The 15,825-nt window shown below is 66.3% G+C and carries 13 protein-coding genes; 5 read left to right on the forward strand and 8 right to left on the reverse strand.

The genetic code is table 11. The features are described 5' to 3' along the window. Window positions 1-21: 21 nt before the first annotated feature. Window positions 22-1,230, forward strand: a complete 1,209-nt coding sequence (gene efeO / locus LFT44_RS14915; RefSeq protein ID WP_236799189.1) for an iron uptake system protein EfeO — start codon at window positions 22-24, stop codon at window positions 1,228-1,230. Then, window positions 1,227-2,606 (forward strand): iron uptake transporter deferrochelatase/peroxidase subunit, encoded by a 1,380-nt coding sequence (gene efeB, locus LFT44_RS14920; protein ID WP_236799190.1) that lies wholly within the window; start codon window positions 1,227-1,229, stop codon window positions 2,604-2,606. Before efeO ends, efeB begins: the two co-directional genes overlap by 4 nt. A gap of 174 nt (window positions 2,607-2,780) precedes the next feature. Here efeB and htpX read toward each other — a convergent pair whose 3' ends face one another. Together htpX and LFT44_RS14930 are read right to left on the reverse strand one after the other, a co-directional pair. Then, on the reverse strand, window positions 2,781-3,647 hold the full coding sequence (htpX, locus tag LFT44_RS14925; RefSeq protein WP_236799191.1) for a zinc metalloprotease HtpX: 867 nt from the start codon (window positions 3,645-3,647) through the stop codon (window positions 2,781-2,783). 28 nt (window positions 3,648-3,675) lie between these two features. Then, window positions 3,676-4,947, reverse strand: coding sequence for an MFS transporter (locus LFT44_RS14930; RefSeq protein ID WP_236799192.1), 1,272 nt, complete (start codon window positions 4,945-4,947; stop codon window positions 3,676-3,678). Window positions 4,948-5,027: 80 nt separating this feature from the next. On the opposite strand from LFT44_RS14930, the gene LFT44_RS14935 reads away from it, so the two are divergent. From LFT44_RS14935 to LFT44_RS14945, 3 genes are all read left to right on the forward strand, one after another. Continuing rightward, window positions 5,028-5,513 carry a Fur family transcriptional regulator gene (locus LFT44_RS14935; protein WP_142133005.1) on the forward strand — a complete coding sequence of 162 codons (486 nt, stop codon included), beginning with the start codon at window positions 5,028-5,030 and terminating at the stop codon, window positions 5,511-5,513. A 7-nt stretch (window positions 5,514-5,520) separates the two neighbouring features. Then, entirely contained in the window at window positions 5,521-7,017 is a 1,497-nt protein-coding gene (locus tag LFT44_RS14940; RefSeq protein WP_236799193.1) for a catalase, read from the forward strand. A gap of 123 nt (window positions 7,018-7,140) precedes the next feature. Next, on the forward strand, window positions 7,141-7,776 hold the full coding sequence (locus LFT44_RS14945; RefSeq protein WP_236799194.1) for a DUF2461 domain-containing protein: 636 nt from the start codon (window positions 7,141-7,143) through the stop codon (window positions 7,774-7,776). Window positions 7,777-7,881: 105 nt separating this feature from the next. Here the strand turns inward: LFT44_RS14945 and LFT44_RS14950 are convergent, their stop codons facing one another. The 6 genes from LFT44_RS14950 to LFT44_RS14975 form a co-directional block, all read right to left on the reverse strand. Further along, window positions 7,882-9,444, reverse strand: a complete 1,563-nt coding sequence (locus LFT44_RS14950) for an amino acid permease (protein WP_236799195.1) — start codon at window positions 9,442-9,444, stop codon at window positions 7,882-7,884. A 173-nt stretch (window positions 9,445-9,617) separates the two neighbouring features. Next, the gene (locus tag LFT44_RS14955) at window positions 9,618-10,025 is read right to left on the reverse strand and encodes a DUF779 domain-containing protein (RefSeq protein WP_236799196.1); all 408 of its coding nucleotides are present in this window, start codon (window positions 10,023-10,025) and stop codon (window positions 9,618-9,620) included. Between the two features lie 3 nt (window positions 10,026-10,028). Beyond that, entirely contained in the window at window positions 10,029-11,552 is a 1,524-nt protein-coding gene (gene exaC, locus LFT44_RS14960) for an acetaldehyde dehydrogenase ExaC (protein WP_236799197.1), read from the reverse strand. Window positions 11,553-11,722: 170 nt separating this feature from the next. Continuing rightward, window positions 11,723-13,084 (reverse strand): GAF domain-containing protein, encoded by a 1,362-nt coding sequence (locus LFT44_RS14965; protein WP_236799198.1) that lies wholly within the window; start codon window positions 13,082-13,084, stop codon window positions 11,723-11,725. Between the two features lie 154 nt (window positions 13,085-13,238). Then, entirely contained in the window at window positions 13,239-14,705 is a 1,467-nt protein-coding gene (locus tag LFT44_RS14970) for an FAD-dependent oxidoreductase (protein WP_373462160.1), read from the reverse strand. A 38-nt stretch (window positions 14,706-14,743) separates the two neighbouring features. After that, entirely contained in the window at window positions 14,744-15,739 is a 996-nt protein-coding gene (locus tag LFT44_RS14975) for a DNA topoisomerase IB (protein ID WP_236802909.1), read from the reverse strand. Window positions 15,740-15,825: the final 86 nt, after the last annotated feature.

The raw sequence follows: 15,825 nt of genomic DNA on the forward strand, positions 1-15,825 counted from the left end.
CCCGCACCCAAAGGAATCCCCATGCCTGGCTTTAATCTGCCCGAAAACAACCTGCCCAAAAATGCCGCCACCCGCGATATCAAGCTCGCTTTGCTGGCTGCCGCCGTGGTGTCCGTCCCCCTGCTGCTCACCGGCTGCACCGACAACACCAAGGCTGCGGACTCCAACGGGGGCGCCATCAACGTGGTCAGCTCGAACACCGACTGCAGGGTCTCGGCAACCAGCGTCACAAGCGGCAACCTTACGTTCTCCGTCAAGAATGAAGGCACAGAAGTCACGGAGTTCTACCTGCTGGCAGCGGACGGGCTCCGCATTCTGGGCGAAGTGGAAAACATCGGGCCCGGGCTCAGCCGCAACCTGGTGGTCACCGCCCCCGCCGGCACGTACACCACTGCCTGCAAGCCCGGCATGGAAGGCGACGGGATCCGGGGTGCCTTGGAGGTGACGCAGTCCGGCAACCAGCCGTCCGCGGACGCAGATTTCCAGCACCTGCTGGACACCGCAACCACGCAGTATGCGTCCTACGTGAAAGACCAAAGCGAACAGCTGCTCACTGGCACTGAGCAGTTCGCTGCAGCCTTCGCGGGCGGCAATGCCGGTGAGGCGAGGCGGCTGTACGCCGCCACCCGGCAGCACTGGGAACGGATTGAGCCCGTTGCCGAGTCATTCGGGGACCTGGACCCGCAGCTCGATGCACGCGAGGCCGACCTCGAGCCGGGCCAGGAGTGGACCGGCTGGCACCGCGCGGAAAAGGATCTCTTCCCGCCCGCCGGCTACACCGCCATGACGCCGGCCGAACGCTCAGCCATCGCCGATCGCATGGTGGCCGACACCAAGGACCTGGTGGAACGCACCCGGACGCTTGAAATCTCCGCGGACATGCTGGGCAACGGCGCCAAGGAACTCCTCGACGAAGTGGCCACGGGCAAGGTGACCGGCGAAGAGGAAATCTGGTCGCACACCGACCTCTGGGACTTCCAGGCGAACGTTGACGGTGCACGCATTGCGTTTGAAGGCCTGAAGCCCGCGCTGCTGCAAAAGGACTCCGCCCTGGCCGCCTCGCTGGACGAAAAGTTCGCAGCGTTGCAGGCAGAACTTGCCACCCATGCCCAAGGTGCGGATTTCATCTCGTACGACAAACTGACGCCGGAACAGGTCCAACGGCTCGCGTCGCTGGTTGACGCCCTGGGCGAACCACTGTCCCGGCTGACCGCGGCGGTGGTCCTGTGACCGGGTGCCCCTTTAGCGGCCGGCCGCCGGAAGCTTCCGGACCGGCGCCGGCAGTCGCAACCGATAAGGTATCTGCGGATACCACGCAGGGGGAAGGCCCGACGGCCGGATCCCGACTGAGCAGGCGCGGACTGTTTGGCATCGCAGGACTGGGCGGCGCCGCCGCCGGGCTTGCCGCCGGCTTCCTGGGGCACGACGCCGTGGCGGCCACTGCGGCGCCCGCGCCTTCTGCCGACAGTCCGGTGGTCCCCTTCCACGGCGACCACCAGGCCGGCATCACCACCCCGGCCCAGGACCGCCTGCACATGGCGGCGTTCGATGTCACCACCACCAAGCGTGAAGAACTCATCCAGCTCCTCAAGGACTGGACCGAGGCAGCGGAGGCGCTGACCGAAGGGCGCCCCGCCGGGACAACGGGCGCTGTGGACGGGCCCTACGGCGCACCCCCTGAAGACACCGGCGAGGCCCTGGACCTCAATGCGGGCAAATTGACCCTGACCTTCGGTTTCGGCGCCAGCCTGTTCGAAAAGGACGGGGTGGCCCGCTTCGGCCTGGACGGCCGGCGGCCCGAGGCCCTAATCGAGCTGCCGCATTTCCCCGGCGACGACCTGGACCCTGCCCGCAGCGGCGGTGACCTGGTGGTCCAGGCCTGTGCCAACGACCCCCAGGTGGCAGTCCACGCCATCCGGAACCTGGCAAGGATTGGGTTTGGGAAAGTGCGGGTCCGGTGGTCGCAGCTGGGCTTTGGCCGGACCTCCTCCACCTCCCGCGCCCAGCAAACTCCGCGGAACCTGTTCGGTTTCAAGGACGGGACCAACAACCTCAAGGTCGAGGATGACCAACTGCTGGACCAGCATGTGTGGGCCCACGCTCCCCGGCCGCAGGATGCCTGGCTGGAGGGCGGCAGCTACCTGGTGGCGCGCCGGATCCGCATGCATATCGAGATCTGGGACCGGACCTCGCTGGGCGAACAGGAAGGCCTGATCGGCAGGACCAAGGGGACCGGCGCGCCCCTGTCCGGCGGCGAAGAGTTCACCGAACCGGATTTCGCGCGCCGAGGCAAAGGCGGCAAGCCCCTGATTCCACTCGATTCACACATGCGGATGGCCCACCCCAGCCAGAACAGCGGGGTGCGGATGCTGCGCAGGGGCTACAACTATACGGACGGGTCCGACGGCGTGGGCCACCTCGACGCCGGCCTGTTCTTCATTGCCTTCGTCACCGACCCGCGCACCCACTACGTGCCCATGCAGATGGCCATGGCCAAGGGCGACACGCTGGCCGTGGAATACCTGAAGCACACGGGTTCCGGCCTGTTCGCCGTCCCGGGCGGTGTGAAGCCTGGCGGTTTCATCGGCGAAGGACTCTTCGCCTGACCGCCGCGGCTGCCTTGCACGGCCCGCGCCGCCGTCGTCTTCGACGCGCAAACTCGAAACCGTCGCGCATGTTCGCTGGCGCACCCGTTTCTTGGGGGGCGCCAGTGAATATGCGCGTCGAAAAATAGGTTGCGCATCGAAAATGTCCAGCAAGCGGCGACGGCGGGATGCCGGCTACAGCTGCCGGCCAGCCATCCGCTCCAAGCGGGTGATGCGGTCGCGCATGGGCGGGTGCGTTGCGAACAGCTTGTTCATGGCCCCGCCGCGGAACGGGTTGGCGATCATCAGGTGCGATGCGTTGACCAGCCGCTGGTCCTGCGGCAGCGGCGCAAGGCTGACGCCGCGCTCAATCTTGGCCAGGGCTGAGGCGAGCGCCAGCGGATCGCCGGTGAGCTGCGAGCCGTCCTCGTCGGCGTCGTACTCCCTGGTGCGTGAGATGGCCATCTGGATCAGCGACGCCGCGAAGGGCGCCAGCAGCGCCATGGCGATCATCGCCAGCGGGTTGGCGTTGCGGCGGTCGCCGCCGCCAAAGAACAGCAGCATCTGCCCCACCGAGGTGATGACGCCCGCGACGGCGGCCGCCACGGACGAGGTGAGAATGTCCCGGTTGTAGACGTGCATCAGCTCGTGGCCAAGGACACCGCGCAGTTCGCGGGCGTCCAAGAGCTGCAGGATGCCTTCGGTGCAGCAGACGGCGGCGTTTTGCGGGTTGCGTCCGGTGGCGAACGCGTTCGGGTTCATGGTGGGCGAGACATAGATGCGCGGCATGGGCTGGTTGGCCCGCATCGAAAGCTCACGGACGATCTGGTAGAGCTGCGGCGCCTGGGCTTCGGTCACCGGGATGGCCTGCATGGACCGGATGGCGATCTTGTCACTGTTCCAGTACCCGTAGAAGGTGGTGCCGACCCCGATCAGGGCCATGATCCAAATGGGGGTGGAACTGCGGGTCCCCACCCCGATCAGCCCGCCAAGGCCCAGCAGTACCGCCCACAGCACCCCGAACAGTGCCGCGGTCTTCAGGCCGTTGTGATGTTTGTGCACGTTTCCTCCTTACTAAAGGAACGGCTTGCTAGGGAACCGGGTTCCGCGCATCGTACTTCCGGAAGCCCGGCTGCAGCTTCGCCGCCAGCCACGCCCCCGCGATGCACAGCCCGCCTCCCAGCAGCAGGACCCAGCCCTCACTCAAAATCTTAGTCGCGCCACCTGCCAGCAGATCGCCGATCCGCGGACCGCCGGCGACCACCACGATGAACACGCCCTGGAGCCGACCCCGCAGATGGTCGGGGGCTGCGGCCTGGAGGATGGTGTTGCGGAAGACGCTGCTGATAGAGTCCGCGATGCCGGCCAGGGCGCAGCAGACGGCGGCGGGCAGCAGCCACACGGTCACAGCACCGTCGGGCGCGGGCCCGGCGAGCAGCACCACCGCGCCGAACGCTCCAATGGAGGCGCCCCAGCCCATGACGGAAACGACGACGGCGGTCCCCTGGCTGCGCACGCTGCCCAGCGGCCCGGAGAACAGACCGGCCAGGAAGGCCCCGACGGCGGTGCACGCCAGCAGGATGCCCACGGTCGCCTCCCCGCCTCCGATCACCAGCGCCGCGACAGCCGGAAGCAGCGCCCGCGGCTGGGCGAGGATCATGGCCACGAGGTCGATGATGAAGGTCATGCGGAGGTTCGGGCGGGTGCCCAGGAACCGGAAACCCTCGGTGACGGAGCGGATTCCCGGCCTGCCGCCGGCTCCGGCGGGCGCCATGGGCGGAAGCCGGTACACCGCCCAGAGGACGAAGGCGAAGCTGGCGAAGTCGATGGTGTAGGTCCAGCCGAATCCCAGCCAGGCCACCAGCACGCCGGCCAGCAGGGGTCCGGCGGTCATGGCCAGGCCCATGGACAGCATGCTCAGGGCGTTGGCCGCGGGCAGGAGTTCCTTGCGGATGAGCATGGGGATGATGGCGCTGCGGGCCGGCTGGTTGATCGCCTGGGCCCCGCTTTGCAGTGCCACCAGCAGGTACAGTACCCAGACGTTTCCCAGGTGCAGCCAGGCTTGAAGCGCGATCAGGCCGGTGGTCAGCCACAGCACGGCGGAGGCCAGCAGGGCGATCCGGCGGCGGTCGTGGGCGTCGGCGATGGAGCCGCCCATCAGGCCGCCTATCACCAGGGGAACCAGTGCAAAGATGCCCAGCAGGCCCACGTAAAAGCTGTCCTGGGTCAGCCGGTACACCTCCAGGCTCACGGCCACCAAGGTCAGCTGGCTGCCGACGGCGGACACCGCGGATCCCAGCCAGAGCCGGCGGAATGCGGGGCTTTCCTTGAGCGGCGTGACATCGGCAAGTAATTTCCCCACCCCGTAACACTAGCGGGACACGGGGAGAGGTTAGCCGAGCCTTATTGTGAGTTGCTCAAAATAAGTGCTTCAATGGAGCCATGACGGAGCACTTTGATGGCCAGGAAGCATGGGCTGCAGCCCTGCGCGCCCATGGCCGCAGGGTGACCAAGCAGCGGCTCGCTGTACTCGCCGCCGTCGAACGCCACCCGCATTCCCCTGCCGAAAGCATCCTTGCCGCCGCCCGCGCCGAGCTCCCCGAACTGACGGCCCAGTCCGTCTATGTGGTCCTCGGCGACCTGACGGACCTGCACATGCTGCGCCGTTTTGAGCCGCCGCACTCCCCCGCCCTGTACGAAACGCGTGTGGGCGACAACCACCACCACGCCATCTGCATCAGCTGCGGGCGCGTGGAGGACGTGGACTGCGCCGTCGGCCACGCCCCGTGCCTCACCCCGCACTGGAACCCGGACGCCAAGCCGATGACCATCCAGATCGCCGACGTCATGTACCAGGGCATCTGCCAGGAGTGCCAGCAGGCCCAGCAACTTCCTCCCCACAGTCCCTCGCAAGAAAAAGAGAAATAGGAGAACAATGACTGCCGTTTCCACAACCCAGTCAGGCGCGCCGGTTACGTCCGACGCACACTCGAAGTCAGTTGGTGCCGATGGTGCCATCATCCTGACTGACCACTACCTGGTGGAGAAGCTTGCCCAGTTCAACCGTGAGCGGGTTCCGGAGCGCGTAGTGCACGCCAAGGGCGGCGGTGCATTCGGCACGTTCAAGACCACCGAGGACATCTCCAAGTACACCAAGGCTGCATTCCTGCAGCCGGGCGTCGAGACCGAGATGCTGATCCGCTTCTCCTCCGTTGCCGGCGAGAACGGCTCCCCGGACACCTGGCGCGACCCCCGCGGCTTCGCCGTGAAGTTCTACACCAGCGAGGGCAACTACGACCTCGTGGGCAACAACACCCCCGTCTTCTTCATCCGCGACGGCATCAAGTTCCCGGACTTCATCCACTCGCAGAAGCGCCTCCCGGGCACCCACCTGCGCGACGCCGACATGCAGTGGGATTTCTGGACCCTGTCCCCCGAGTCCGCACACCAGGTCACCTGGCTGATGGGTGACCGCGGCCTGCCCGCTTCCTGGCGTGAAATGCAGGGCTACGGCTCGCACACCTACCAGTGGATCAACGCGGAGGGCGAGCGTTTCTGGGTCAAGTACCACTTCAAGTCCAACCAGGGCGTGAACTCCATGAGCTCCGAGCAGGCCGAACAGCTTGCCGGCTCCGACGCGGACTTCTACATCCGCGACCTGTCCGAGAACATCGAAGCCGGCAACTTCCCCTCCTGGGACCTGCACGTCCAGGTCATGCCCTACGAGGACGCCAAGAGCTACCGCTTCAACCCGTTCGACCTGACCAAGGTGTGGCCGCACGCGGACTACCCGCTGATCAAGGTGGGCACCATGGAGCTGAACCGGAACCCGGAGAACTACTTCGCGCAGATCGAACAGGCCACCTTCGCGCCGTCGAACTTCGTGCCGGGCATCGCCGCTTCCCCGGACAAGATGCTGCAGGCCCGCATCTTCTCCTACGCGGACGCACACCGCTACCGCGTGGGCACCAACCACGCGCAGATCCCGGTGAACCAGCCCAAGAACCAGGTCAACAACTACAGCCAGGACGGCCAGGGACGCTTCCTGTTCAACGCTCCCTCCGTTCCGGTCTACGCGCCCAACACCTTCGGTGGTCCGGCTGCAGTTGAGCCGCAGAACACCGCCGGCGGCTGGGAGAACGACGGCGAGCTGACCCTCGCCGCGCACTCCCTCCACGCAGAGGACGGCGACTTCGTCCAGGCCGGCGCGCTGTACCGCGAGGTCTACAACGAAGCCGAAAAGGCCCGCTTCCTGGAGACGATCACCGGCGCAGTAGGCGGCGTCAAGCGTTCCGACATCAAGGAACGCGCCATCCAGTACTGGACCAACGTCGACGCCGAACTGGGCGCCAAGCTGCGCGCTAACCTCGGCGCCGGGGCTGCCCCGTCGGCTCCGGCCTCGGATGCAGAGTCCGCCAACAAGATCGGCTGACCAGGCTTCCTGCAGGCTTAACCGAAAGACCACCCCGCCACGGGTTCCGTGGCGGGGTGGTCTTTTTGCACATACGGTCCTGGTCCCCTGGCCTGCCCCGGGCGGCCCTCCTAGGCTCCGTTCATGAACACATTTGCAGGCATTCCTACGGAAGCCTTCCGTTTCTATGCGGAGCTGGAAGAGAACAATAACCGCGATTGGTGGCTTGGCCACAAGGACGTGTACGACGCCGCGGTCAAGGAGCCACTGGAAGCACTTTTGGCGGTCCTGGAGCCGGAGTTTGGTCCGGCCAGGCTGTTCCGCCCCTACCGGGACGTCCGCTTTTCCCAGGACAAGTCACCCTACAAGACTGCCCAGGGCGCCTTCGCCACCCGGCAGGAAGGGGTGGGTTACTACCTGCAGGTCAGCGCCGACGGGCTGCTGGTAGGAGGGGGCTATCGCTCCCACACCCCCGCCCAGCTGGCCAGGTTCCGGGCGGCAGCGGACGCCCCGGGGAGTGGCGCCGCCCTGGAGGAGATCGTGGATGCGGTGGCGGCCGCCGGCTTTCTCATTGAAGGCGAGAAGCTCAAGACGGTGCCCCGCGGTTTCGGCCGGGACCACCCACGGGCGGAGCTTCTCAAGCACAAGACCTTGTATACGGGAGTGGACCTGGGCCAGCCGGAGTGGCTTTCCACGGAAGCCGCCACGGACGAGATTGCCGCCAGGTGGCGGCAGCTGCGGCCGCTGGTCGAGTGGGTGGGGAAGTACGCGGCGCCCTGAACTTGCAAAGTTGCAGGCTGGAAAAGCAACTGCCCGCCCGGCACAGGCCGGGCGGGCAGTTGGACAGCTGGTGATGCGCCGGCCGTCGGGCGGATTCGAGGGCCGTCAGGTGCGGCTCAGCTCGTCCTCGTCATCAGCTTCAGCGGCCGCGAGGGCAGCGGTGCTGGAAATGCCATTGACCGTCGCGTTGGCTTCGGCGAAGCGCTCGTTGAGCCGCGAGTGGCGCTGGCCGTAGGCGAAGTAGATCGCCAGGCCCAGGACCAGCCAGAACGCGAAGAAGATCCAGGTCTCCACGGCCAGGTTGGTCATCAGGTACAGGCAGAGCAGGGCTGAGACCACCGGGAGCACCTTGCCGAACGGGACGCGGAAGGCGGGCTTCAGGTCCGGGCGCTTCTTGCGCAGCACCAGGATGCCCAGGCTGACCACCACGAACGCGGACAGCGTGCCGATGTTGATCATTTCCTCGAGCAGGTCCACGTTGGTGAGGCCTGCCACCAGGGCAACCGCGGTGCCGCAGATGATCTGGAGGCGGACCGGCGTGGCGCGCTTGTCGCTGGTCTTGGACAGTGCCCGCGGCAGGAGGCCATCGCGGCTCATGGCCAGCACCACGCGGGACAGGCCCATGAGGAGCACCATGATCACGGTGGTCAGGCCCACCAGGGAACCGAAGGCGATGACCTTGGCGGCGGAGGTGTCGCCCACGGCTTCGAACGCGGTGGTGAGGGTGGGGCTCTTGGCTTCGGCCAGCTGCGTGTAGGACACCATGCCGGTCAGGGCCAGGGAGACCAGGATGTAGAGCAGCGTCACCAGGGCCAGGCCGCCGAAGATGCCGCGGGGCAGGGTCTTCTGCGGGTTCTTCACTTCCTCGGCGGAGGTGGCCACCACATCGAAGCCGATGAAGGCGAAGAACACCAGGGCGGCGCCGGCAAAGATGCCCGCGGTGCCGTACTGGGCAGGGGCAGCGCCCGTCAGGAAGCCGAAGAACGACTGCTTCAGGACGTCCGCCGCACCGGTGCCCGCAGTGGGCTCGGCAGCGGGAACGAACGGGGCGTAGTTTTCGAACTTCACGTAGGTGAAGCCCACCACGATCACGAATAGCACCACGGCGATCTTGATCAGCGTGAAGATGTTGCCCACCCGAGCGGAGAGCTTAGTGCCCAGCACCAGCAGCACGGTGAAGATGGCAACGATCAGGAAAGCGCCCCAGTAGAGGTCCACGCCGCCCAGCGAGATGGCCGGGGGAATGTCCAGGCCGGTGAGGGCAAACACCTTGCTGAGGTAGATGCCCCAGTATTTGGCGATCACGGCCGCGGCCGTGAACAGCTCCAGGATCAGGTTCCAACCGATGATCCAGGCAAGAAGTTCGCCCATGGTGGCGTAGGTGAAGACATAGGCCGAACCCGCCACGGGGATGGCGGTGGCGAACTCGGCGTAGCACATGATGGCCAGCGCGCAGGTGACGGCCGCGATGGCGAAGGAGAGCGTCACGGCAGGACCGGCAAAGTTTGCGGCGGCCTTGGCGCCGACCGAGAAGATACCGGCGCCAACAGCAACGGCGACGCCCATGATCATGAGGTCCCAGGTGCTGAGGGAACGCTTAAGCTTTCGTCCGGGCTCATCGGCGTCGGCGATCGACTGCTCGATGGATTTTGTCCGCAGAAGGTTCATAAGGGGTCACAATCCTGGTTTGTGATGGAAACAGACCTATCAACGATAGTGTCCATCCACTGGACGGTCCCAATCGTCCCGAATAGTGAGACGCCCTAATGACCGAATAATGTTCTGCCAACGCACTAGGGGCCCTCCCAAAGGAGAGCCCCCAGTGGCGGCGGATCGAACTTCTAGGCGGGCCAGTCCATCAGCGTGGACCGGATCAGGAAACGTTTACCCTCAGGGGCTTCAACGGAAAAGCCGCTCCCCCTGCCTGGCACAACATCGACGCTGAGGTGGGTGTGGCTCCAGTAGTTGAACTGTTCGCGCGACATCCAGAACTCAAGCGGTTGGGGCTGCAGCCCGTCGGACAGGTCGAACAGTCCCAGGAGGATGTCGGACTCCCCTGTGATGAAGTCACCTGCCGGGTAGCACATGGGAGCGGACCCGTCGCAGCAGCCGCCGGACTGATGGAACATGAGCGGGCCATGCCGGTCCCACAGCATGCGCAGCAGGTCCACGGCCGCGGGCGTGAGCGCCACCCGGGAAAAGTCTTCCCCGGGCAGCGTCACGGCGGCATCGAGCCTGGTCGAAGCCATGGCCTAGAAGAAGCCCAGCTTGTTTTCGTCGTAGCTGACCAGCAGGTTCTTGGTCTGCTGGTAGTGGTCGAGCATCATCGCGTGGTTCTCGCGCCCGATGCCCGAGGACTTGTAGCCGCCGAACGCCGCGCCTGCCGGGTAGGCGTGGTAGTTGTTCACCCAGACGCGTCCGGCCTGGATCTCGCGGCCTGCGCGGTAGGCCACGTTGCCGTTGCGGGACCACACTCCGGCGCCGAGGCCGTAGAGCGTGTCATTGGCGATGCCCATGGCGTCGTTGTAGTCGCTGAATTTCGTCACGGCCACCACCGGGCCGAAGATCTCCTCCTGGAAGATCCGCATGCGGTTGTGGCCCTCGAACACGGTGGGCTGGACGTAGAAGCCGCCGGCCAGGTCGCCCGGCAGCTCGGCACGGGCACCGCCGGTGAGGATCTTGGCGCCTTCCTGCTTTCCGATGTCGATGTAGGACAGGATCTTCTCCAGCTGGTCGTTGGACGCCTGCGCACCCACCTGGGTTTCGGTGTCCAGCGGGTTGCCCTGGATCATCTTTTCCACCCGGGCCACGGCGTCCGCCATGAAGGACTCGTAGATGTCCTCTTGGACCAGCGCACGTGACGGGCAGGTGCACACTTCGCCCTGGTTGAACGCAAACAGGGCGAAGCCTTCCTGGGCCTTGTCGTAGAAGGCGTCGTTTTCCTGGGCTACGTCGTTGAAGAAGATGTTGGGGCTCTTGCCGCCCAGTTCCAGCGTGACGGGGATGAGGTTCTGGCTGGCGTACTGGCTGATGAGACGCCCTGTGGTGGTCTCGCCGGTGAAGGCGATCTTCCGGATCCGGGAACTGGACGCCAGCGGCTTGCCGGCTTCGACGCCGAAGCCGTTGACCACGTTAAGCACACCGGCCGGCAGCAGGTCCGCAATGAGCTCCATCAGCACAAGGATGGACGACGGCGTCTGCTCCGCGGGCTTGAGCACCACGGTGTTGCCGGCGGCGAGCGCGGGCGCAAGCTTCCAGACGGCCATCAGGATGGGGAAGTTCCAGGGGATGATCTGGCCCACCACGCCGAGCGGCTCGTGGAAGTGGTAGGCGGTGGTGTTGTCATCCAGCTGCGAGAGGCTGCCCTCCTGCGCCCGGACGGCGGAGGCGAAGTAGCGGAAGTGGTCCGCGGCCAGCGGCAGGTCGGCGTTGAGCGTTTCCCGGATGGGTTTGCCGTTGTCCCAGGTTTCCGCGACGGCCAGCATCTCGAGGTTTTCGTCGATGCGGTCGGCGATCTTGTTCAGGATGGCGGCCCGTTCCGCCACGGAGGTCTTGCCCCAGGAAGGTGCGGCCTTGTGGGCAGCGTCCAGGGCCAGTTCAATGTCCTCGGCCGTGCCGCGGGCCACCTGGCAATATGCCTTGCCTGTTACCGGGGTGATGTTGTCGAAGTACTGGCCCTTCACCGGGGCCACCCATTCGCCGCCAATCCAGTTCTCGTACCGGTCCTTGAAGGTGACCTTCGAACCGTCGGTTCCCGGCTGTGCGTAAACGGTCATGTGCTTAGCTCCTTTGCTGTGCAGAAGGCTGGCCCACCAGGGCGCCCGCCGATGGACCCAGCGTAGGAGGGGAAAGGTTGCAGCAAGGTTGCACGGGTAGGCTGCGGATCACAACCGCGGGCTGAGCTTGTCGGAACCTGGTGTCCACAAGCTCAACCACCTACTGGCTGTCAGGCACGGAGCTCGGCTTCCAGCCGTTCCAGGTCGGCGACGACGGCGGCGCGCTTGGGTGAGCGCGGCGGCAGGAGGCGAAGCGCAGCCCGGCGGATACCGACGTCGTCCCTTGCTTCGGGCAGCGCGGCGAACTTGAGCAGGGACTCGGCGCTGCCGTCCGTGAGGACAGCTTCCCGGAGCAGGGACGAGACCCTGTTCCTCAAGTCCACAATGCCGGGCGCTTCTGAGCGCGGAAGCACCTCGCCACGGTAGATCTCCAGGGCAATCCGGTGCGCACCGCGCTGCAGGCAGCTGAGCACCTGGCCCGTGTCCGGCACCAGGTCCAGCGGGAGCCGGTACGGGCGTGAGCCGGGAACGGCCTCCGGGCTCAGCTCATGGAGGATCTTCCGGAGGCGGACCATCTCGGCCCTGAGCGTAATGGTGGAACCCTCCCCTGGATACAGCAGCGAGCCGAGTTCCTCGGCGCTGAGCCCTTCCGGGTGTGTGCTGAGCAGGGCAAGGATCTCGCTGTGCCGGGCGGACAGGGAAACCGTCCGGCCGGCCAGGCTGAGCAGCGCCTGGTCGCGGCCCAGCAGTTGGAGGCTGTTGCGGTAGAGGCTGCCTTCCTTGGCACCTGGGGCCTGCCTGCTTCCGGAAGCCGTGGGCCGCCGTCGTACGGCTTTCCTGGCCAGCTCCGCGGCATGCTGCAGGCGCTCCACCCGCAGCTGCGCCTGGGCGGCGGCCACCGTGGCCTCCACCAGCGAGAGCGTGTGCGGGGCCACCGCGGTGTCCGTGCCGGTGATGTCCACGACGCCGAGCAGGGCGCCGGAGTCGGGGTCATGGAAGGGGACGGCGGTGCAGCTCCAGGGATGCACGGCGCGCTGGTAGTGCTCCGCTCCGGCGATCTGGATCCCCCTGCCCAGGGCAAGGGCGGTGCCGGGCGCGCTGGTGCCGACGCTTGCCTCGGACCAGTCGGCGCCGGGAACGAACATCATGCCTTCGGCGCGGCGCTGGAGGGTGGGGTCGCCGTCCACCCACAGCAGCCTGCCCACCTCGTCACCCACGGCCACCAGGAGGCCGCTGTCATGGCTCGGCTGGACCAGGAGTTTGTTGATGACCGGCATGATGGCGGCCAAGGGGTGCTGCCGGCGGTAGTCGTCCAGCTCGTCCCAATCGAAGGCCAAGCGGGCGGCCACGTTGTCAGGATTGGCCTTGAAGCGTGCGGACCGCTGCCAGGACTCGCGGATGAGTTTGCGCAGGCCCGGAATTTCGGGCGTGGCGTCGCCCCGGCCCGGATGCTGTGGAGCCAGGTCAGCCAGGCGCTCATGTCCCGCCAGCGCGGCGCGCTGGAGCGGTTCAGGGTGGAGCAGGTTCGTCATCGAACTCCCGGTCCAGAGTTTTGTCCAGCGCTTGAGGCTGGAGGTGGCCAAGCCAGCATAGCCGCACCAGAACTGCGTGTCATGGGTGCCGGTGTACTGGGTGTATCCGGACCAGATCCCTCAGCGCCTCCGCTCCCGCCGCCGCGACCCCCGGTCAGCTGCGGGAGATGCGGATCATGTCCTCACGCGGCACAACCTTGATGCGTTCGCGCACCACGTGGTTCAGTTCCTCCGGGCCGGTCCAGGCTGCGCCCAGGCCTGCCTCGTGCGCATCGAGCTTGTTCCACCCTTCCCAGGTGGTGTATTCGATGCCGCGTTCCTCAAGAAGATCGATGATGGCCTGTGGATCGGGATTTTTCGCCGCGGGCAGGTTCAGACGGTCCTCCAGGAGGAAGCCGATGGTCTCCAGCGCGTCACCCTTGGTGTGCCCGATCAGCCCCACGGGACCGCGCTTGATCCAGCCCGTGGTGTAAACGCCGGGAACGGGGTTGCCGTCGGCGTCCAGGACGCGCCCGCCCTCGTTGGGGATGACGCCGCGCTTGGCGTCATACTCCAGTTCGTCCAGGGCCGAGCCGTGGTAGCCGATGGCACGGTAGACGGCCTGGACGGGGTACTCGACGTACTCCCCCGTCCCCTTGGCGTTCCCTGTCCCGTCCAGCTGCATGCGCTCAAACTTGATGCCGCCCACCTTGCCCGTGCCGTCGTCGAGCACTTCAACGGGGTTGTGCAGGAAGTGCAGGTGCAGCCGGCGGGAGGAGGGGTTCTCGGACTCCGCATGCTCCTCCACCAGCCAGTTGGTGAGGGTGTTCACCATGGTCTTCACCTGGTTGTTGGTGCGGATGGCCTCGTCCGAGGCCTCGTCGAACTCGAAGTCCTCCGGGTACAGGACGATGTCGACGTCGTTCATGTGGCTGAGCTCGCGCAGCTCCAGCGGGGTGAACTTGACCTGCGCGGGGCCGCGCCGGCCGAAGACGTGGACGTCGGTGACGGGCGAGGCCTTCAAACCGGCATAGACGTTGTCCGGGATCTCGGTGCTGAGCAGCTCCTCGGGGTGCTTGACCAGCATGCGGGCAACGTCCAAGGCCACGTTCCCGTTGCCGATAACGGCGATTTCCCTGGCCTCCAGCGGCCACTCGCGAGGGACGTCGGGGTGGCCGTCGTACCAGGAAACAAAGTCCGCACCGCCGAAGGAACCCTGCAGATTAACGCCCGGAATGTCCAGGTCCGCATCCTTGACGGCACCCGTGGAGAAGATGACGGCGTCGTAGAAGGCGCGGAAATCGTGCAGCGTGAGGTCCCGGCCGTAGGTGACGTTCCCAAGGAAGCGGATGTCGCCACGGTCCAGGACCTTGTGCAGCGCGTTCACGATGCCCTTGATGCGGGGGTGGTCCGGGGCCACACCGTACCTGATCAGGCCGTAAGGCGCCGGGTAGGCCTCAAAAAGGTCGATGCTGACCTGGAAGTCGCCGTCCTTCACGCCGCTGGACTTCGTGAGGATGTCCGCAGCGTAGACTCCTGCCGGTCCCGCGCCGATGATGGCAACGCGGAGGGGACGGTTGGACGGGGTTTCGCTGTGGTTGGACACCGGGAGCCCTTCTGACTGGTCCTGCTCATGATCCATGAGGGCGCGCAGCACGGTGCAGCGCACAGTCCCCCATTCTAGTTGGCGGCCAGCGGCACAACCTTGCCTTCGCGGTACAGCAGCGCGCGCAGTTCGGCTTCCGCGGAGTCCGGCCGTTTCGGGTCGATGGTTTCACCGTCGTGGTAGTGGTCCACCACCCGGGGATCCACGTAGCTCTTCCGCGCGATGGACGGGGTGTTGCCCAGCGTCTGCGCGGCGTCATACATGGCCCGGCTGATGGCCCGCTTCCGCTTGGCGGCAGTGCGCTGGACACCGGTGCGGGCCAGGCTTTCCGCTGCTGCCACCGTTCCGCGCAGGGTCCGGAAGTCCTTGGCCGTAAAGTCGGAGCCGGTGCGCTCCTTTACGTAGGCGTTGATGTCGGCGCTTGTGACCGGGCGCCACACCCTGCCCTCCTTGTAGGCCAGGAGCCGGGCGTTGGGACCGCGCCGCTTGAGCAGGCGCAGCAGGACGGCGAGGTCCGGATCGCGGATTTCCGACTCCCAGTCCTTGCCGCTTTTGGCCGGGAAGCGCAGTATGATCCGGTCTTTTCGCACCTGGACATGGGCGCACAGCAGGGTGGCAAGGCCGCGGCTGCCGTTCTCGTTCGTGTACCGCTCAGACCCCACCCGCAGTGACCCGCTGTCCAGCATCCGGAAGGCGCCGGCCAGGACGCGTTCGCGGGTGAAGCCGTCGCTGCGCAGGTCCATGGTGACGCGCCGCCGGGCTGCGGGAAGCGATTCGGCCAACTGGAGCGACCGGTCGAACTTCACCCTGTCCTTACGCTCGCGCCACTCCGGATGGTAGATGTACTGGCGGCGGCCCACCCCGTCCACCCCGGTGGCCTGGATGTGGCCGTTCTCAAACGGGGCGATCCAGACGTCGGTCCATGCCGGCGGGATGCCGATGCTTTCCAGCCGGTCGCGGATCGGGCCGGGTGGAAGCGTGGAGCCGTCCAGGTCACGGTAACTGAACCCCTTGCCGGCGGCCACCCTGCGGTAGCCACGGCCCGAGGCATTGCTGCGCCGGAGCCTCATGGGGCGGGCTTCGGCAAAGGCGCACATGTCATGAAAGCAAGCCTACTGACTATTTTCCGGATTGCCGCCTGCCTGCTGGAATACCC

It is taken from the genome of Arthrobacter sp. FW306-05-C (assembly GCF_021801725.1).
Classification (GTDB): Bacteria; Actinomycetota; Actinomycetes; order Actinomycetales; family Micrococcaceae; genus Arthrobacter.